The organism is Mycobacterium sp. SMC-17 (genome assembly GCF_045310915.1).
Lineage (GTDB): Bacteria > Actinomycetota > Actinomycetes > Mycobacteriales > Mycobacteriaceae > Mycobacterium.
The window spans coordinates 234,709-253,192 of sequence record NZ_JBJIAK010000001.1 but is presented as its reverse complement, the minus strand read 5'-3'; the positions used below and the strand labels follow the sequence as shown (position 1 = coordinate 253,192).

The following is an 18,484-nucleotide window of genomic DNA, read 5'->3' as shown; positions in this document are numbered from 1 at the left end:
GCGGACCACAATTAGAAACGAAACTTTTCTACCTATCCACAAGCAATGGTTGTAGTTAGGGTAGTCGGCATGACCAGGCCGTATCCCGATCTGCGCCGGCTGCAGCACTTCCTCGCGGTCGCCGACGCGGGCGGCTTCACCCGCGCCGCCGACCAGCTGCACCTGAGCCAGCAGGCGCTCAGCAGCTCGATCCGCCAGCTCGAAAAAGAGCTGGGCGCAACGCTTTTCGACCGGGACGGCCGCCGGGTCACCTTGACGCCGGCAGGCCGGCAACTGCACAGCGATGCGCGCACCCTCCTGGCCGCCGCCCACACCGTCACCGACCACGTGCAGCGCGCGGCCAGCGCCGCGCGGGAGAACTACGTCGTCGGGCACACCCCGGCGCTCGAGAGCGTCGAGGTGTACGCACTGCTGGAGCCGGTGATCGATGCCTACCACGACGTGTCGTTCACGTTCCGCCAGATGTTTCCGGATCAGCTGTCCCCCGCGCTGCTCGACGGCTCGATCCAGCTCGCCCTGCGCCGTGGCGTGGTGCCGGACCGTGACCTCGCCACCGCGGTGCTGGGCTATCACGCGGTGCGCGTGGCGGTGCTGAGTTCGCACCCCTTGGCGGGGCGCGACGCCGTCGACCTCACCGACCTGACCGACGAACGCATCGCACTCTGGGCACCGCCCGGCGCGTCGTACTACAGCGACCTGCTGCTCGGCGCCTGCCGCCGCGCCGGATTCGAGCCGGACTATGTCGTGAGTCGCGTACAGGGCGCGGCCACCGTGGCCGCGCCGTTGACGACGGGCGCGGTGGCGTTCGTCACGCATCCGGTGGGGCCGGTGCTGGACGGCCGGGTGACGGTCGTCGACCTCCAGCCGCCGCTACTGGTGCCGGTGCAGGCCATGTGGCAGCGACACACGCGCTCGCCGATCCGTGACCTGCTGCTCGCCCAGCAGGCGTAGTCAGGCGCGCGCCAGCAGCGCCTCGTCGGCAAGGTCGTCCAACTCCTTGCCCTTGGTCTCTGGCCCGAACAGGTAACCGATCACGGTCAGGAGCCAGATGGCGGACAGCGCCAGATAGGGCGTCTGCACGCCGTAATGACCGATGGCCCAGCCGACGACGGTCGGCGCGGCGATCGACACGATGCGGCCGCCGCCGACGGCGACGCCAAAGCCGGTGCCGCGCAGCACGGTTGGGAACAGCTCGGAGATGTACGCGTCCCCGACACCCCAGAGCCAGCCGAGGGTGGCAATGGAGATGGCGCCGTAGACCTGGTATTCGGCAAGCGAATCCGACGTGGCCGCCAGGATCGCCGAACCGGCCTCGATGACGGCGCCCAGGATCGCCGAGGGCCGGCGCCCGAACCGGTCGGCCAGCGCGGTGCCGATGAAGACGAAGACGACCTGCAGCAGGAAGAACACCAGGGCGTAGCGAATCGCATCGGTGGTGGAGGCATGGAAACGCTTGACGATGTAGGTGGTGAGGAACAGCGTCGAGCCCCAGTAGCCGACCGCGTTGGCCGTGTAGATCAGCCAGCCCACGACCAGCCGGCGCCGCACGCCGGGTAGCTGCCAGAGTTTCGCCCGCGGGATGCCGTCCCGCTTCCGCGTCTCGTTGACCTCGGTGTAGCGCGGCGATTCCGTGATGCCCTGGCGGACAAGGAACAAGATGATGGCCGGGACGATGGCCACGATGAACGATGCCTGCCAGCCGAACCGCGGCACCAGCACCAGTGCGACGGCGGCCGCGAGGACGTAACCGAGCGAGAACAGCGAGAAGATCACCCCGCCCACCCCGATCGCCCGGGTCTTGGTCGGCCACACCTCGGCGGTATAGGGCGCGCCCACCGCCAGCTCGCCGGCGCCGCCCACACCGGTGAGGAAACGCAGGCCCGTGAACGCGGCCAGATTGGTGGTGATGCCCGCCAGTGCCGTGGTGATGCCGTAGAGCAGGATCGACGCACCGAGCGTCGTCTTGCGGCCCCACCGGTCGGCGGCGATACCGAAACCGATGGTGCCGATGGTGTAGCCCACCAGGAAGATCGACCCGATGTACCCGGCCTGGGCCTCGGTGATCTGCAGGGTCTTCTTGATCTCGGGCAGGACCAGGCCGTAGATGTTCACGGCGTAGGAGTCGAAGCCGTACCCCAGCCCCGCCGTCACCGCCACGAACAACGCCGGTTTGAACGGCTGCGACTTCCGCGGGGGCGAATCGACCTGTGCCTCTTCCAGATTCGCGGACATCTGTCGACGGTATCGGGCACCGGACGGCGTCCGAAGATTCAGAATCGCCCGGATCGCAAGTGGTTCAGATCTGCCCGTGATTGGGCGGTGCGACACCGGAGAGCTCCCACGCGCCGATGTGGTGGTACTTCCAGTCGACGGGGTCGTGCACGCTGTGGGTCCGCGCATTGCGCCAGTGCCGGTCGAGGTCATGGCGGCGGTCGGTGCCGCTCGCACCGGTCAACGCGAACAGCTGACTCGCGACGTCGACGGCCACGTCACTGGCGAAGGCCTTGGCCTGCGCGACCGCAATCGAGCCGTGCGCGGCGGCGTCGGGATCGGCGACGTCGAGCCCGATGTCTTCGAGTTCGCCTGCGGCCCAACGCAACAGCTGGGTCGACGCCCGCGTCCGGGTGGCGAGCTGACCGAACCGCAGCAGAATGTGCGGATCATCGCTCGCGGCCTTGGCCCCGCCGTAGCGCACCGCCTCGAAGAACGGGCGGCTGCGGGTGCGGACGAACTCGGCGGCATCGGCCAGGGCGCCTTCCGCAATACCGGCTTCGATGGCCGTGTGGACCAGCTGGGCGCGGGCACCGAGCAGTTGCGGCTTTTCGAACGCCGACCAGTAGGGCACCACCAGGTCGCCGTCGACGGCAACACCGTCCAGCGTGGTGGTGCCACTCACGGTCGAGCGCTGCCCCATGGCGGCCCAGTCCTCGTCGATCGACACCCCGGGGGCGTCACGTTCGACGAAGGCCAGCACGAGACGGTCGGCGGGATCGAGCGCGCTGACCGCCAGCCACCGCGACGTGATGGCACCGGTGCAGTAGTACTTGGTGCCGTCGAGCCGCCACCGCGCACCGTCCTTGACCAGGCGCGTCTTGAGGTCCTGGGCATGGTGACCGCCGCGCTCGGCGAGCACCGGGGCGATGCGCGCGCCGTCGACGACAGCCGGCAGGATTCGGGCCCGCTGCAGTGGTGTGCCGAGCAGGCGCAGGATGTCCACGGCCAGGTAGTGACCCTGCGGCGTCTGTGCCAGCGCGGGATCCGCGGCCGCGACGATCCTGATGACCTCGGCCAGCGTGCGCGGCCCGAGCCCGTCTCCCCCGTCGTCGATCGGCACCGTGATGGCCGGCAGGCCCAGCTTGTCGAACTCGGCCACTTCGGCGCGGGGTACCGCACCGGCCCGATCACGTTCTGCCGCACCGGGCTTCACCGATGCCGCGAACTCTTCCGCGACGGCGACGACGTCGGCGTGGCTCCGGGGAGCCCGGGTGCGGGCCATGTCTCAGGAGCGCCGATCAGCGAGTAGGCCGCGCTCCGCCAGGATCGGGATGACGCCCTCGCCAAAGCTGAAGGCCTCTTCCAGATGCGGATACCCGGACAGGATGAACTCGTCGAGGCCCAGCTCGTGGTACTCGGCGATGCGGTCGGCGACCTGCTCATGACTGCCGACCAGTGCGGTGCCGGCGCCGCCACGGACCAGACCGATACCGGCCCACAGGTTGGGCGAGACCTCCAGGTTGTCGGTCCGACCGCCGTGGAGGGCCGACATCCGGCGCTGCCCCTCGGACTGCGAGCTGCGCTGCACCTGCTGGGCGCGCTTGATGCTCTCGGGATCGAGGCCCGCCAGCAGTTTGTTGGCCTGCGCCCACGCCTCTTCTTCGGTGGGCCGGCTGATGACGTGCAAACGAATACCGAACCGCAGTTCCCCGGCCGCCCGCCGCGCTCGGCCCAGGTTCTTGACCTGGTGGCGCACGGCGTCGAGCTTCTCCGCGACCTGAGCGGGTGGCTCACCCCACGTCAGGTACACGTCGGCGTGTTCGGCGGCCACTTCCAGCGCTTCGGCCGACGAGCCGCCGAGGTAGATGTCCGGCCAGGTCTCGGCCGGGATGATCGTCGCGTTCTCCACGGACAGGTGCTTGCCGGTGAAGGTGACCGGCTTGCCGGACCACAGCTGCCGGAAGATCGTGAGGAACTCGGCGGCCCGCTCGTAGCGCTCGGACTTGCCGAGGTAGTCGCCGAAGCGGCGCTGCTCGATGTCATCACCGCCGGTGACGACGTTGAGCAGCAATCGGTTTCGCGAGATGCGCTGGTACGTGGCGGCGGCCTGGGCGACCAGGGTCGGGGCCTGCAGCCCCGGCCGGAAGGCCACGAGGTACTTGAAGTGTTCGGTCCGCTGCGTCAGCGCTGCCGTGAACACCCAGGCGTCCTCACACCAGCTACTCGTCGGGGTCAGCGCCCCGGTGAACCCGAGTTTCTCCGCGGCGCCGGCCACCAGGCTGAGGTAGTCGAGGTCGGGAGCCCGATCCGCGCCGAAGGCGTCGGCCCGGCTGCCTGCGCCACCGACCGCGTTGCCGAGACTCAGGTCGGTGCGCGAGTCACCGTTGGTCGGCAGGAACCAGTGCAGGGTGATTGCCATCGGTCTACAGCGAGAACTCGACGCGACTGCCGTTGCGAGTGGTCGTGGTCAGAACAGGCATGTCTCAACTCCCGGGAACGTGATGCCACCACACGAGAAGAGCAGTGGCGAATGCAGACTTCTCTCCGGAATCTAGAGCCAAGCGCCGTCACCGGGAACTGCCGTTGCCTCGGATCCCGGCGCCGCGACAGGCGTGACCACCGGACGTGCCTGCGATTCCGTCAGAATCATGCTGATTCCAACGCCGCCGATCCGGCAGCTAGATGAACTCCTGCGCCACCGCGGCGACGCGGTCGCGGTCGGCGTCGACGAGCCCGATCCGGGTCCGGCGGTCGATGATGTCGTCGGCGCTGAGCGCACCTTCGTGCGTGACGGCGTATTCGAATTCGGCACGGGTGACGTCGATGCCGTCGGCCACCGGCTCGGTGGGACGGTCGCACGCGGCGGCGGCGAACACGTTCGGCGCCTCGGCGCCGTAGCGCGCCACGAGCGACTCCGGCAGCGGCGCAACACGATCCACCGACACGGGGTTCTCCGGAGCGCCAACAAGGGGCAGGTTCCGTGTCCGGCACTCCCCTGCTCCGAGCCCACGCAGCGACACCGCCCGGTTCAGCACATCCTCGGCCATGTACCGGTATTCGGTGAGCTTGCCACCGATGACGCTGAGCACGCCACTGCCGGACTCGACGACGGCGTGATCGCGGGAGACGTCGGCGGTGTTGCCCTCGCCGGTGTCGATCAGCGGCCGCAGCCCGGCGTAGGCACCCAGGACGTCGTCCGGCCCCAGGCTCGTCGCCAGCGCGGTGTTGACGGTGTCGAGCAGGAACGTGATCTCGGCCGGAGTCGGTTGCGGCACATCGGGAATGGGGCCGGGCGCGTCCTCGTCGGTGAGGCCGAGGTAGACGCGGCCGAGCTGTTCGGGCATGGCGAAGATGAACCGGTTGAGCTCGCCCGGGATCGGAACCGTCAGCGCCGCAGTCGGATTGCCGAACGCCGCGGCGTCGAACACCAGGTGGGTGCCGCGGCTGGGCCGCAGCTTGATCGCGCCGTCGAGCTCACCGGCCCACACGCCGGCGGCGTTGATCACCGCGCGCGCCGTCAGATCGAAAGTTTCCCCGGTGAGTTGGTCGGTCAGCCGCACCGAGGTGCCGGTGGCGTCGGACGCCGCCACCCGGGTCAGGATGCGGGCGCCATGCTGGGCGGCGGTGCGCGCCACCGCGGTGACCAGACGGGCGTCGTCGATGAGTTGGCCATCGTAGGCGAGCAACGCGCCGTCGAGTCCGTCGCGGCGCACCGCGGGCACCAACTCCGCCGCGCGGGCCGCGTCGACCCGTCCCGACCGCGGCAGGATCGACGCCGATGTACCGGCCAGCCGGCGCAGGCCGTCGCCGGCGATGAATCCGGCACGCACCAAAGCCCTTGAGGCCCGGTTCATCTCGGGCAGCAGCGGCACGAGTTGCGGCATGGCGTGCACGAGGTGCGGGGCGTTGCGGCTCATCAGGATGCCGCGCTCGATGGCGCTGCGCCGGGCGATGCCCACGTTGCCGGTCGCCAGGTAGCGCAGGCCGCCGTGCACGAGTTTGGAACTCCACCGGCTGGTGCCGAACGCCAGGTCGTGCTTCTCGACGAGCACCGTCGACAGTCCCCGGGTTGCGGCGTCCAGCGCGATGCCCGCGCCGGTGATCCCGCCGCCGATGACGACGACGTCGACGGTCTCGCCGTCGGCCAGCGCCGTCAGCTCGGCGCTGCGGCGGGCGGCATTGAGGGCACTGCTGGTCATGGCTTCAGGTATCCGTTCAGGGAGTGAGCAAGTTCGATGTCCAGCGCGGCAACGTCGAGGACAGGCGCGACCATCTGCGCCGACTGGATGGCGGACTGGACAATCAGCAGACACATGGCGGCGAGTTGCCTGGGGTCTCCGGGGCGGACGCTGCCGTCGGCCTGCGCCGTGACGAGCGCGCCGGCCAGCACTTCCAGCAGGATCTGCTGGCTGGTACCCATGCGCTGCGAGATGTAGACCATCGCCAGCGCGGGTGCGCTGCTCAGGACGGACATGATGGCTTCGTCGGCGCGCAGCCGCTCGGCCATGCCGACCATGCGTTTGACGATCGCCTCGCGGTCAGCGCCATCGACGGCAACCTTGTTGAGCGCGTTGGTGATTCTTGCCGTCAGCAGTGCCGCGAGGATCGCCTGCGTGTCCGGCCAGCGGCGGTACACCGTGGGCCGGCTGACACCGGCGCGACGTGCGATCTCGGCCAGCGTCACGCGATCCACCCCGAAGGCGATCACGCAGTCAGCCGCAGCGTCGATGATTCGGGCATCCAGGGAATCCCGAGCTTCATCGTTACTGATTGACATCATGTGTAATACTGTAACGCATGACCGCGACACGTGACCACCTCGAACCGCCGATGAAGTGGAACGCCTGGGGTGACCCCGCTGCAGCCAAGCCCCTGTCCGACGGCATCCGCGGCCTACTGACGGCGGCCCTGGGCATCGACGCGACGCCGGCCGACGAGCTCGAAGCCGACCAGGTCACGTTGCGCCCGTCCGCCCTGGCGGACAGCGACCGCGTTGCACTCGCGGCGATCGTCGGCGACGAGTTCTGCCGCACCGACGATCACGACCGCCTGCTGCGGGCCGGCGGCAAGTCGACGCTGGACCTGTTGCGCCGCAAGGACACCGGCGAGCAGGATGCACCGGACGCGATCCTGCTGCCCGGCTCCGAGGACGAGATCGCCCGGGTGCTTCAGCACTGCACCGAACACCGCATCGCGGTCGTCCCGTTCGGCGGTGGCACCAGTGTCGTCGGCGGACTCGACCCGATCCGGAACGGCTTCAGCGCCGTCGTATCGCTGGACCTGCGCCGCCTGGACCGCCTGGTCGCACTCGACAAGGAATCCGGCGAGGCCGAGCTCGAGGCCGGCGTCACCGGCCCGCAGGCCGAGGAACTCCTTGGCGCCGAGGGCTTCTCGCTCGGCCACTTCCCGCAGAGCTTCGAATTCGCGACCATCGGCGGGTTCGCCGCGACGCGGTCGTCGGGGCAGAACTCGGCCGGCTACAACCGGTTCGACGACATGGTGCGCGGACTCACCGTCGTCACCCCGGCCGGCGTCCTGGACCTGGGCCGCGCCCCCGCGTCGGCGGCCGGGCCCGACCTGCGACAGCTGATCGTCGGCTCGGAGGGCACCTTCGGCGTCATCACCCGGGTGCGGGTGCGCGTGCACCCCGTGCCCGAGACCACCCGCTACGAGGCGTGGTCCTTCCCCGACTTCGCCACCGGCGCAGCGGCTTTGCGCGCCGTCGTGCAGACCGGGACCGGCCCGACGGTCATCCGCCTGTCCGATGAGGTGGAGACCGGCATCAACCTGGCCACCACCGACAGCATCGGCGAGCAGACCATCACCGGTGGCTGCCTGGCCATCACGCTGTTCGAAGGCACGGCCGCGCACACCGAGAGCCGTCACGACGAGACGCGTGCGCTGCTGGCCGCTCAGGGTGGCACGTCGCTCGGCGAGGCCCCGGCCCGCGCCTGGCAGCACGGCCGGTTCGGCGCCCCGTACCTACGCGACTCACTGCTCACGGCCGGCGCCCTGTGCGAGACCTTGGAGACCGCGACGACGTGGTCCAACGTGCCGGCGCTGAAGGCGGCCGTCACCGAGGCCCTCACCAGCTCGCTACAGGAAAGCGGCACACCGGCTTTGGTGATGTGCCACATCTCGCACGTCTACCCCACCGGCGCCTCGCTGTACTTCACGGTCGTGGCCGGCCAGCGCGGCAACCCCATCGAGCAGTGGCGCGCGGCGAAAACCGCGGCGTCCGAGGCCATGGTGCGCTGCGGCGCCACCATCACCCACCACCACGCCGTCGGCGCCGACCACAAGCCGTGGATGACGGCCGAGGTCGGCGACCTGGGCGTCGAGGTACTGCGCGCCGTCAAGAACGTGCTCGACCCCGGCGGAATCCTCAACCCGGGCAAGCTGATCCCGTGAGAGTCACCCTGCTGACCAACCCCGCCTCGGGCCAGGGACGCGGCTCGGCGGCGGCGCAGCGCGCCGTCGTGCGGCTGCAACGCCGCGGAGTCGACGTGGTCGAGCTGATCGGGTCCGACGCCGCCCATGCCCGCCAACTGCTCGACGAGGCACTCGACCACGGCACCGACGCGGTCGTGGTGGCCGGCGGTGACGGCATCATCTCCCTTGCGCTGCAGGCACTTGCGCAGGGCGACGTGCCGCTCGGCATCATCCCCGCCGGCACCGGCAATGACCATGCCCGCGAGTTCGGGATTCCGCGGGACGACCCGGAAGCCGCCGCCGACATCATCGCGACGGGCCGCACCCGCACCATCGACCTCGGCCGGATCGAAGGCGCCGACGGCACCGTCCGCTGGTTCGGCACAGTGATGTCGGCGGGCTTCGACTCGCTGGTCACCGATCGCGCCAACCGGATGACGTGGCCGCGGGGCCGGATGCGCTACAACGCGGCCATGCTCGTCGAGCTGTCGCAGTTGCGGCTGCACACGGCGCGGGTCAGTTTCGACGGCGGTCCCGAGCAAGAAATCCCCGTGACACTGGCGACTTTCGGCAATGGCAAGAGCTATGGCGGCGGCATGCTGATCTGCCCGGGCGCCGACCTGGGCGACGGCCTGCTCGATGTCACGATGGCGGCCTCGGCGTCGCGCACCAAACTGATCCGGCTGTTCCCCACGGTGTTCAAGGGCACGCATGTCCACCTCGACGAGGTGACCACGCGGCGGGCCCGCACCGTCACCATCGACGTGCCGGGCATCAACGCCTATGCCGACGGCGAATACGTGTGCCCGCTGCCGGTGACGGTGTCCGCGGTGCCGAACGCGCTGCGGGTCCTGGTTCCGTAGTCCGGCGGTCCTCAGTCCTGCGTAGCGGCAAGCAGCGCAAGCAGATTCATCAACCGGGTGATGGCGCCGGTGACCGGCCGGGCCGGCAGTGTCGGATCGACGGCACGCTGAATCCCGAGCCCGATGCCGGCGCTGAGGAACAGGTTGCCGATGTCGTCGAAGCTGTCGATCACCCCGGCGGCGACCATCTGCTCTTCACCGAGCCCCAAATCGACCGCGAGCGAACGTAATACGTCGACGACCATCTGAGCGGCTTCGTTGCGCAGGTCCGTGACCATCTGCCCCAGCTCGGGATCGTTGCGCGACAGCACCACGAATTCGAGTTCGAGCATCGTCCAGCCCACGTCGCCGGCGGTCCGTTCCAGCCAGGCGTTCACCGCCTCGACGCGGCTCGGCACATCGGCATCCGACATCGCCAGCTCTGACATCTCGGCGAACTTCTCGCGGTGGATGGCCTCGAGCACTTCCCGGCACAGGACCGGCTTGCTGCCGAAGTTCGAATACACCGCGCCCTTGCTATAGCCGGCGTCGTCGGCGATGTCCTCGAGGCTCGTGGAGGCGTAGCCGTGCTCGAGAAACCGGGCCTTCGCCGCGTCGAGCAGTTCGGCACGCGTCTGTTCCTGACGCTGCACCCTGGTCAATCGCGGCATGCGTTGATATTAATGGTTTGCGATACCAGGAGTACTGGCTTTACTCGGAGAATTCGGATACCGTGAGTATTCGAACGAGCCAGCAAGGCTCCTACCAGCAGATTCGAGGCTATCGATGCAGCTAGCACGACGCGCCATGTCACTTGACGGCGCCACAGTCATCATCACCGGAGGTGCCAGGGGCATCGGCGCCAAGACCGCCGAGCTGTTCTCTCAGCACGGCGCCACCGTGTGGATCGGCGACGTCGACGCCGACATCGCCGAGCAGACGGCCCGCAGAATCCCCCGATGTCGCAGCGCGCGCCTCGATGTCACCCGGCGTGACTCCTGGGACCAGTTCGTGGGGCAGGTGATCAAGGAGTCCGGCCGCATCGACATCCTTATCAACAACGCCGGCGTGATGCCGCTGGGCGCTTTCGAGTCCGAAGCCGAGGCCACGACCGACCTGATCCTCGACGTCAACGTCCGGGGCGTGCTCAACGGGATGCGTGCCGTGATCCCGCTGATGATCACGCGCGGCAGCGGCCATGTCGTGAACATCGCATCGATGGCGGGCATGATTCCCGTCCCGGGCATGGTGACCTACAACGCCAGCAAGTTCGCCGCCGTCGGGGCGTCGCTGGCGGCGAGGGCCGAATACGCCAAGACGGGCGTCACGGTGTGCGCGGTGCTGCCGTCAGCAGTCCGCACCGAACTGTCCTCTGGCGTCCAACTCGGCGGCGGCATGCCGACGGTCGATCCGGAAGATGTCGCGCAGGCCGTGCTGAAGACGTTGCGCACCAAGGCTGCCCGGACCTCGGCGCCCGCATGGGTGGCACCCGGCTGGGCCCTGGTCGACGCGCTGGTGCCGGAGTTCGTCCAGCGTGCGGCACGCGCGCTCATCGACGATCGCCGCGCCCTGACCGCCCTCGACCCCGTCGGCCGGTCGGCCTACCTGGATCGGATCGAGCGGCAGTCGAAAGACCATGATGCCGAGTCGAACTCGGAAGCGCGCCGATGAAGCGGGCGCTCGTCATCGGCTGCGGCGGGACCATCGGCGGCGCCTGGATCGTCGCGGCCCTGCACGCATTGCAGGAGCAGACCGGTTGGGACCCGCGGGAAGCCTCGGTGTTGCAGGGCACCTCGGCGGGCGCCGAGATCGTCACGATGCTCGGCGGCGGCGCGTCCGTCGATGACCTGGTCGCGATGCACCGCGGCACCGGTACCGACGAACGTCTGCGCCGGCACATCGAGGCGACGCCGCCGAGCCTGCCGCCCCTACCGGCACCCCGCCTGCTCAACCCCGCACTTCTGCGCAGTCAGAACGGCCTGGCCGCGGTCACCGGCATCGCACCGACCGGCCGCGGCAACGCAGACTGGCTGCAGCACTTGGCATCTGGCTTCGCCGACAAATCAGGTTGGCTGGATCACCCGGGCGCCCGCATGGTGGCATTCGACTACCAGCGCGGCGAGCGGGTGGCTTTCGGCGCCCCCGGCGCACCGAAAGCCACGGCGGGCGAAGCACTCCGTGCCTCGTGGGCCGTTCCTGGCTGGATGCCGCCGGTGCGCATCGGCAACCGCCAGTTCGTCGACGGCGGCGCCGCGTCCACCGCGTCGGTCGACCTCATCAGCCCTGACGACGCCGACCTCATCTACGTCATCACGCCGATGGCCTCCGAAAGCGGCGTGCGCGCACCAGGGTTGGGCGGCATCCTCGAACACCGACTGCTGCGCCGCCCGATGTCCACCGTGCTGGATGCCGAAGTCGCCACCGCCCGGGCCCGCGGCATCGAGGTCGTCGTGATCCAACCGGATGCCGACGATCTGGCCGGCCTGGGTGCCAACTTCATGCTGCGCGGCAAACGGCGCGCGGCGTTCGAATCCGCCATGACCACCGCACCGAACACGGTGCGTCGAGCCTGGGAGTCCTGATGAGCACACGTGATCCGCGCATCGTCATCATCGGCGCCGGCGTCGCCGGGATCGCCTCCGCGTACACCTTCCAGCAGGCCGGGTTCACCAACTTCACCATCCTGGAGAAGGGTTCGGACGTCGGCGGGGTGTGGCACTGGAACCGCTACCCCGGGCTGACGTGTGATGTGCCGTCGCACATCTACCAGTTCGCCTTCGCGCCCAAGCCCGACTGGAGCCATATCTGGGCCGGTGGCCAGGAGATTCAGGAGTATCACCGCGACGTCGTCGAGCGCTTCGGGCTCGACAAGCACCTGCGCCTCAACACCGAGGTCACGGCGCTGCACTACAACCAGGACGAACACACCTGGACCGTCACGACCGAGAACGAGACGTTGACAGCCGATTTCGTCATCTGTGCCACGGGCGTGCTGCACCACCCCTTCACGCCGGACATCCCCGGCATGGACGCCTTCGAGGGCACCGTCGTGCATACCGCCCGGTGGAACCCCGAACTCGAGACCGCGGGCAAGCGCATCGCCGTGATCGGCACCGGGTCGACCGGCGTGCAGGTGTCGTCGGCGCTGCAGCCTGAGGCCGGCAGGCTGCTGCACTTCGCCCGGTCGCCGCAGTGGATGCTGTGGGCACCGATGAAGCTGCCGCAGCTGGGTGCCGTCACCGCGCTGCTGCGCGCCATGCCGCAGCTGTATCAGGCTGTCGCCGAACGCATTCCACTGTGGGGTTCGAGCGTTCTCGTCGACATCGTGACCAAGCCGACGTGGCGTCGCAAGCTGGTGCAACAGTACGCCCGACTGAGCCTGCGGGCCCAGGTCCGCGACCCGAAGTTGCGTGCCGAGCTGACGCCCGACTACCAGCCGCTGTGCAAACGGCAGGTGCTGTCGGGCACGTACTACCAGGCGATCAAGGCCCCCAACGCCCAACTGATCACCGATCGCATCGCCGAGTTCACGCCCACCGGCATCCGCACCACGGAGGGCGAGCACCACAGGATCGATATCGCCGTGCTGGCCACCGGTTTTCAGGCGCACAACTACATGCGCCCGATGCAGGTGGTGGGGCGCGACGGCGTCACCCTGGACGACGCCTGGGTCAAAGGCCCGCGCGCCTACCGGATGACCGCGATTCCCGGCTTCCCGAATCTGTTCACCGTGCTGGGCCCGAACTCACCCACGGGGTCCATCTCGCTGCAGTACACCGCGGAACTCACCGCGCGGTACATCGTGAAGTGGCTCAAGCGTTTCGAGCGTGGCGAGATCAACGAGGTCGAGGTGACCGAGGCGGCCACCGACGAATTCAACGCCGCCGCAGTCGAGGCCATGGAGCCGACGGTGTGGAACACCGGCTGCAATTCCTGGTACTTCAGCGAAGGCGGCACCATCGATCTGTGGCCGTTCGACGTCGCCACCATCACCAGCATGCTGAGCGAGCCCGAACCGGAGCACTACCGGGTCAGCTAGCCGGGGATGGATCCGGCGCGTAGAACTCTATCGACCGCGAAGGTGCACGTGGATCGCGAATCTCGCCGGTTCGGCGAGCTGTGTGCACGCTCGCGTCGATGCGACAGCCGCTGGACCGGTCGAACTAGCCGACGCCCCGGTTCAGCCAGCTGACCTCGCCGACCTCGGCGCCGCCGCCGCGGTACGGCTCTAGCGCCTCGTCCCAGGCGGTGCCGAGCACGGTGTCGAGTTCAGCGGCGAGCATGTCGGCGCCGCCCTCCATCAGCGCGCGCAGCCGCTGCTCGCCGACCATGGTGTCGCCGTTGGCGCTCATCGATCCGCTCCACAGGCCCAGGGTCGGGGTGTGGCACCAGCGGTGGCCGTCGACGCCGGTGCTCGGATCCTCGGTCACCTCGAAGCGCAGCACCGACCAAGAGCGCAATGCGCTGGCGAGTTGAGCTCCGGTGCCGACGGGTCCCATCCAATTGGTGATGGCGCGCAGCTGACCGGGCATGGCGGGTTGGGGCGTCCACTTGAGGTTCGCCCGCGCCGACAGAGTCGACGAAAGTGCCCACTCCACATGCGGGCATACCGCCGCGGGAGAGGCATGGATATACACCACGCCCGTCGTCGCGTCGGCGAGTTGGTTCGACGCACGCATCATCTGCTCCTTCAGCTACACGAGGGACGTCTTCCCCAACGACCTGGTGTTGCTGAAATGTTGCAGTTGTTTAGTGCGTGTCTATTGTGCCGCCTGAGACCCCTGTTGCGCTAGTCTGTCGCGCAATCTCTCAGGACGGCCACAGAATCGCACCGCGATCAGGGGCGTTGCCGACTCGGTGTCGGCGATCCCGGCAATTGCCGAACAGACGCCAACACCCGCGCGGCACACCAGCGCGCCATCTATCTTCTAAGCCGTGACTGCCCTGGACCGGTTCTTCGAGATCTCCGCACGCGGCTCGACCGTCGCTGCTGAACTGCGCGGCGGCGCGGTGACCTTCATCGCGATGGCGTACATCATCGTGCTGAACCCCATCATCCTGTCGAGCACGGCAGACATCGCCGGGCACAAGCTCCCGTTCGGCCAGGTCTCAGCGGTGACATCACTGGCGGCCGGCGCCATGACGATCCTGTTCGGCGTCGTCGCCCGCCTCCCCTTCGCGTTCGCCGCCGGCCTCGGCATCAACTCGTTCCTGGCCAGCTCCGTGGTGGGCGTCCTGACGTGGCCGGAAGCCATGGGGCTGGTGGTCATCGAAGGCCTCATCATCGTCGCGATGGCCGTCACCGGCCTGCGGCGCATGATCTTCGATGCCGTGCCCATGCCGCTGAAACTGGCCATCACCGCCGGCATCGGGCTGTTCATCATGTTCATCGGCCTGGTCAACGCCGGCTTCGTCGCGTCGACCGGGCACCCGTCGCCCCCGCTGGGCCTGGGCGCCGGCGGCACCGGCTCGGTCCGAGCCATCCCGACCCTGGTGTTCGTGTTCACCCTGCTGACCTCAGGTGTGCTGGTGGCCCGCAAGGTGCGCGGCGGCATCCTGATCGGCCTCATCTCGGGCACCGTGCTGGCCGCCATCATCGAATCGATCTGGCACCTCGGCTCGGCGACGGAAAAGCCCGGCGGCTGGAGCCTGTCCGTCCCGACGCTGTCCGGTTCGCCGTTCGCGGTGCCCAACCTGTCCCTGATCGGTCACGTGGACTTCGGCAGCTTCGGCCGGATCGGCGCCATCGCCGCGCTCATGCTGGTGTTCACGCTGTTGTTCACCAACTTCTTCGACGCCATGGGCACCATGACGGGACTGTCCCGGCAGGCCGGTCTGTCCGACGAACACGGCAACTTCCCGCGCCTGCAGTCCGCCCTGGTGATCGAGGGCACCGGCGCGGTCGTCGGCGGCGCGGTGTCGGCATCGTCGAACACGGTGTTCGTCGAATCGGGCACCGGCATCGGCGAAGGTGCCCGCACCGGTCTGGCCAGCCTGGTGACCGGTGGATTGTTCTTGGCCGCAATGTTCTTGACACCGCTGACGGAGATCGTGCCCACCGAGGTCGCGGCCGCCGCGCTGGTCATCGTCGGCACCCTGATGGTCTCGGTGCTCCGCGAGATCGACTTCTCCGACTTCTCGGTGGCCCTGCCGGTCGTGCTGACCGTGGCCGTCATGCCGCTGTCCTACTCGATCGCCAACGGCATCGGCGTCGGCTTCATCGCCTGGGCGGTACTGCGTGCGGCGTCGGGCCGCATCAAGGAGATCAGCCCGCTGCTGTGGGTCGTCGCCGCCGGGTTCCTGCTGTTCTTCGCGCGCGGCTGGATCGACAGCATGATCGGGGTCGTCCGCTAGGCGAACTCGCGCAAGACCGCGGCGGACACGTCCGGCCAGACGGCGTGCGTCCAGTCCCCGAAATCGCGGTCCGTCAGCACGACAAGCGCCAGGTCCGCTTCGGGATCCACCCAGAGGAACGTCCCCGACTGACCGAAGTGGCCGAACGTCCGGCCCGAGTTGCCCGCCGCCGTCCAGTGCGGATGCTTGCCGTCCCGAATCTCGAAACCCAGACCCCAGTCGTTCGGGCGCTGCGATCCGAATCCCGGCAGCACCCCGTCGAGACCCGGGAACTGTACCGAGATCGCGTCGGCGTGCATGGGCGTCGACACCAGGGCGGGACGCAGCAGGTCACCGGCGAATGCCGCCAGGTCGGCCACCGTGGACCAGGCGCCGTAGCCGGCGGTTTCGGCCGCGCCCGGGAGGTCGGAATCGCTCATCCCCAGCGGCTCGAAAACCGCTTCCCGCAGGTACTGCGCGAATTCGATGCCGGACTCGTGCTGCAGCACCTGAGCCAGTACCGCGAACCCGACATTCGAGTAGATGCGGCGCGTGCCGGGCGCGGCGATGGCGTCGGGTGTCTGCATCGCGAGACCCGAGGTGTGTGCCAGGAGGTGGCGCACCGTCGACCCGGGCGGGCCGGCCGGGGTGTCCAACTCGACGACGCCCTCTTCGATCGCGATCTGCGCGGCGCGGGCCACCAGAGGCTTGGTCACCGACGCGAGCCGGAACGCGCGGTCGACGGGTCCGTGCGTGGCGAGCACACCGGCGGGCGACACGACCGCCGCCGCGGCGTTCGGTACCGGCCAGGAATCCAGCAGCTCGAGAGCGGTCACGTCATCGACCCTGTCACACATCGCAGCGCCGATGGGCGGGGGCCGAGCCGCCGTTGACCAGACATTTGTATGGACACCATTCCAACCCTTCCCGGAGGCATTAGGTTATAGCCATGAGTCAGACAGTGCGTGGTGTGATTTCCCGGGCCAAGAAGCAGCCCATCGAGCTCGTCGACATCGTCATCCCCGATCCCGGACCCGGTGAGGTCGTCGTGGACATCATCGCCTGCGGGGTGTGCCATACCGACCTCACCTACCGCGAGGGCGGCATCAACGACGAATATCCCTTCCTGCTCGGCCACGAAGCCGCCGGCACCGTCGAGTCGGTCGGCGAGGGCGTCACCCACGTCGCCCCCGGCGACTTCGTCATCCTCAACTGGCGCGCCGTGTGCGGCGAGTGCCGCGCCTGCAAGCGCGGCCGCCCGCACCTGTGCTTCGACACCTTCAACGCCACCCAGAAGATGACGCTGACCGACGGCACCGAACTGACCCCCGCCCTGGGCATCGGGGCCTTCGCCGACAAGACCCTCGTGCACGAACGCCAGTGCACCAAGGTCGATTCCGAGGCCGACCCGGCCGTCGCCGGACTGCTGGGCTGCGGCGTGATGGCCGGCATCGGCGCCGCCATCAACACCGGCGGCGTGACGCGTGACGACACCGTCGCGGTCATCGGCTGCGGCGGCGTGGGCGACGCGGCCATCGCCGGCGCCGCCCTGGTCGGCGCCAAGCGCATCATCGCCGTCGACACCGACAACAAGAAGCTGCACTGGGCCCGCGAGTTCGGCGCCACCCACACCATCAACGCCCGCGACCTCGACGCCGTCGAGACCATCCAGGACCTGACCGACGGTTTCGGCGCCGACGTCGTGATCGACGCCGTCGGCCGGCCCGAGACCTGGAAGCAGGCGTTCTACGCCCGCGACCTCGCCGGAACCGTTGTCCTCGTGGGTGTTCCGACGCCCGACATGACCCTCGAGATGCCGCTGATCGACTTCTTCTCCCACGGCGGGTCGCTGAAGTCGTCGTGGTACGGCGACTGCCTGCCCGAACGCGACTTCCCCACCCTCATCAGCCTGTACCTGCAGGGCCGGCTCCCGCTGGAGAAGTTCGTCACCGAACGCATCGGGCTCGACCAGATCGAGGACGCCTTCCACAAGATGCACAGCGGCGAGGTGCTGCGCTCGGTGGTGGTCCTCAAATGAGTGCCATCCAGCGCGTCGTCACCAGCGGCACCTTCAGCCTGGACGGCGGCACCTGGGACGTCGACAACAACATCTGGCTCGTCGGCGACGACACGGACGTCATCGTGTTCGACGCCGCCCACACCGCCGCGCCCATCATCGAGGCGGTGAACGGCCGCAACGTCGTCGCCGTCGTCTGCACCCACGGCCACAACGACCACATCACCGTCGCCCCGGAACTGTCCGCGGCCCTCGACGCCCCGGTGCTGCTGCACCCGGCCGACGAGATGCTGTGGCGGGATGTCCACCCGGACAACCCTTTTCACACCGTGGACGACGACCAGGTGCTCACCGTGGGCGGCCTGGAGATCAAGGCCATCCACACCCCGGGGCACTCCCCCGGCTCGGTGTGCTGGCACATCCCCGAACTGGGCGCGGTGATCTCGGGCGACACCCTGTTCCACGGCGGCCCCGGCGCGACCGGCCGCTCGTACTCGGATTTCCCGACCATCCTGGCGTCGATATCGGAGAAGCTCGGCAAGCTGCCCGGCGACACTGTCGTCTACACCGGCCACGGTGACACCACGACCATCGGCGGCGAGCTGGTCCACTACGACGAATGGGTGGCCCGCGGCAGCTGAGCTGC

At 68.8% G+C, this 18,484-nt stretch carries 17 protein-coding genes; 9 read left to right on the top strand and 8 right to left on the bottom strand.

Going from position 1 to position 18,484, the window contains the following annotated elements; genetic code table 11:
* Positions 1–69 precede the first annotated feature (69 nt).
* A complete protein-coding gene (locus tag ACJH7A_RS01165; protein ID WP_318985246.1) occupies positions 70–951 on the top strand; it encodes a LysR family transcriptional regulator in 882 nt (293 codons plus the stop codon).
* Here ACJH7A_RS01165 and ACJH7A_RS01160 read toward each other — a convergent pair whose 3' ends face one another.
* The 5 genes from ACJH7A_RS01160 to ACJH7A_RS01140 form a co-directional block, all read right to left on the bottom strand.
* Positions 952–2,232: an MFS transporter gene (locus ACJH7A_RS01160; protein ID WP_406801305.1), complete on the bottom strand. Its 1,281-nt coding sequence runs from the start codon at positions 2,230–2,232 to the stop codon at positions 952–954. It lies immediately after the preceding gene.
* A gap of 64 nt (positions 2,233–2,296) precedes the next feature.
* Positions 2,297–3,496 (bottom strand): acyl-CoA dehydrogenase family protein, encoded by a 1,200-nt coding sequence (locus ACJH7A_RS01155; RefSeq protein ID WP_406801304.1) that lies wholly within the window; start codon positions 3,494–3,496, stop codon positions 2,297–2,299.
* A gap of 3 nt (positions 3,497–3,499) precedes the next feature.
* Positions 3,500–4,633 carry an LLM class flavin-dependent oxidoreductase gene (locus ACJH7A_RS01150; protein WP_406801303.1) on the bottom strand — a complete coding sequence of 378 codons (1,134 nt, stop codon included), beginning with the start codon at positions 4,631–4,633 and terminating at the stop codon, positions 3,500–3,502.
* 259 nt (positions 4,634–4,892) lie between these two features.
* Positions 4,893–6,413 (bottom strand): glycerol-3-phosphate dehydrogenase/oxidase, encoded by a 1,521-nt coding sequence (locus tag ACJH7A_RS01145; RefSeq protein ID WP_406801302.1) that lies wholly within the window; start codon positions 6,411–6,413, stop codon positions 4,893–4,895.
* Positions 6,410–6,994, bottom strand: coding sequence for a TetR/AcrR family transcriptional regulator (locus ACJH7A_RS01140; protein ID WP_406801301.1), 585 nt, complete (start codon positions 6,992–6,994; stop codon positions 6,410–6,412). Before ACJH7A_RS01140 ends, ACJH7A_RS01145 begins: the two co-directional genes overlap by 4 nt.
* Before the next feature lie 50 nt (positions 6,995–7,044).
* Here ACJH7A_RS01140 and ACJH7A_RS01135 point away from each other — a divergent pair, with 50 nt between their 5' ends.
* Positions 7,045–8,625: an FAD-binding oxidoreductase gene (locus tag ACJH7A_RS01135; RefSeq protein ID WP_406801318.1), complete on the top strand. Its 1,581-nt coding sequence runs from the start codon at positions 7,045–7,047 to the stop codon at positions 8,623–8,625.
* A complete protein-coding gene (locus ACJH7A_RS01130; RefSeq protein ID WP_318985252.1) occupies positions 8,622–9,509 on the top strand; it encodes a diacylglycerol kinase in 888 nt (295 codons plus the stop codon). The genes ACJH7A_RS01135 and ACJH7A_RS01130 overlap by 4 nt, the downstream gene beginning before the upstream one ends.
* A gap of 11 nt (positions 9,510–9,520) precedes the next feature.
* Here the strand turns inward: ACJH7A_RS01130 and ACJH7A_RS01125 are convergent, their stop codons facing one another.
* Complete coding sequence (locus ACJH7A_RS01125; protein ID WP_212812177.1) at positions 9,521–10,159, bottom strand: TetR/AcrR family transcriptional regulator; 639 nt, start codon at positions 10,157–10,159, stop codon at positions 9,521–9,523.
* A gap of 136 nt (positions 10,160–10,295) precedes the next feature.
* Here ACJH7A_RS01125 and ACJH7A_RS01120 point away from each other — a divergent pair, with 136 nt between their 5' ends.
* The 3 genes from ACJH7A_RS01120 to ACJH7A_RS01110 are packed head-to-tail and all read left to right on the top strand — an operon-like array spanning position 10,296 to position 13,527.
* Positions 10,296–11,159: an SDR family oxidoreductase gene (locus tag ACJH7A_RS01120; protein ID WP_406801300.1), complete on the top strand. Its 864-nt coding sequence runs from the start codon at positions 10,296–10,298 to the stop codon at positions 11,157–11,159.
* Positions 11,156–12,070, top strand: coding sequence for a patatin-like phospholipase family protein (locus ACJH7A_RS01115; protein WP_406801299.1), 915 nt, complete (start codon positions 11,156–11,158; stop codon positions 12,068–12,070). The genes ACJH7A_RS01120 and ACJH7A_RS01115 overlap by 4 nt, the downstream gene beginning before the upstream one ends.
* Complete coding sequence (locus ACJH7A_RS01110; RefSeq protein ID WP_406801298.1) at positions 12,070–13,527, top strand: flavin-containing monooxygenase; 1,458 nt, start codon at positions 12,070–12,072, stop codon at positions 13,525–13,527. Before ACJH7A_RS01115 ends, ACJH7A_RS01110 begins: the two co-directional genes overlap by 1 nt.
* Positions 13,528–13,651: 124 nt before the next feature.
* On the opposite strand, the gene ACJH7A_RS01105 is transcribed toward ACJH7A_RS01110, so the two are convergent.
* The gene (locus tag ACJH7A_RS01105) at positions 13,652–14,167 is read right to left on the bottom strand and encodes a DUF3145 domain-containing protein (protein ID WP_318985257.1); all 516 of its coding nucleotides are present in this window, start codon (positions 14,165–14,167) and stop codon (positions 13,652–13,654) included.
* A 256-nt stretch (positions 14,168–14,423) separates the two neighbouring features.
* Here ACJH7A_RS01105 and ACJH7A_RS01100 point away from each other — a divergent pair, with 256 nt between their 5' ends.
* Positions 14,424–15,842 carry an NCS2 family permease gene (locus ACJH7A_RS01100; RefSeq protein WP_406801297.1) on the top strand — a complete coding sequence of 473 codons (1,419 nt, stop codon included), beginning with the start codon at positions 14,424–14,426 and terminating at the stop codon, positions 15,840–15,842.
* Here the strand turns inward: ACJH7A_RS01100 and ACJH7A_RS01095 are convergent.
* A complete protein-coding gene (locus ACJH7A_RS01095) occupies positions 15,839–16,657 on the bottom strand; it encodes a serine hydrolase domain-containing protein (protein ID WP_406801296.1) in 819 nt (272 codons plus the stop codon). The two genes, ACJH7A_RS01100 and ACJH7A_RS01095, sit on opposite strands and share 4 nt — an antisense overlap.
* Before the next feature lie 113 nt (positions 16,658–16,770).
* Here ACJH7A_RS01095 and ACJH7A_RS01090 point away from each other — a divergent pair, with 113 nt between their 5' ends.
* The gene (locus ACJH7A_RS01090) at positions 16,771–17,859 is read left to right on the top strand and encodes an S-(hydroxymethyl)mycothiol dehydrogenase (protein ID WP_053853984.1); all 1,089 of its coding nucleotides are present in this window, start codon (positions 16,771–16,773) and stop codon (positions 17,857–17,859) included.
* Positions 17,856–18,479: an MBL fold metallo-hydrolase gene (locus tag ACJH7A_RS01085; RefSeq protein ID WP_212812184.1), complete on the top strand. Its 624-nt coding sequence runs from the start codon at positions 17,856–17,858 to the stop codon at positions 18,477–18,479. Before ACJH7A_RS01090 ends, ACJH7A_RS01085 begins: the two co-directional genes overlap by 4 nt.
* The last annotated feature ends 5 nt before the right edge of the window (positions 18,480–18,484 follow it).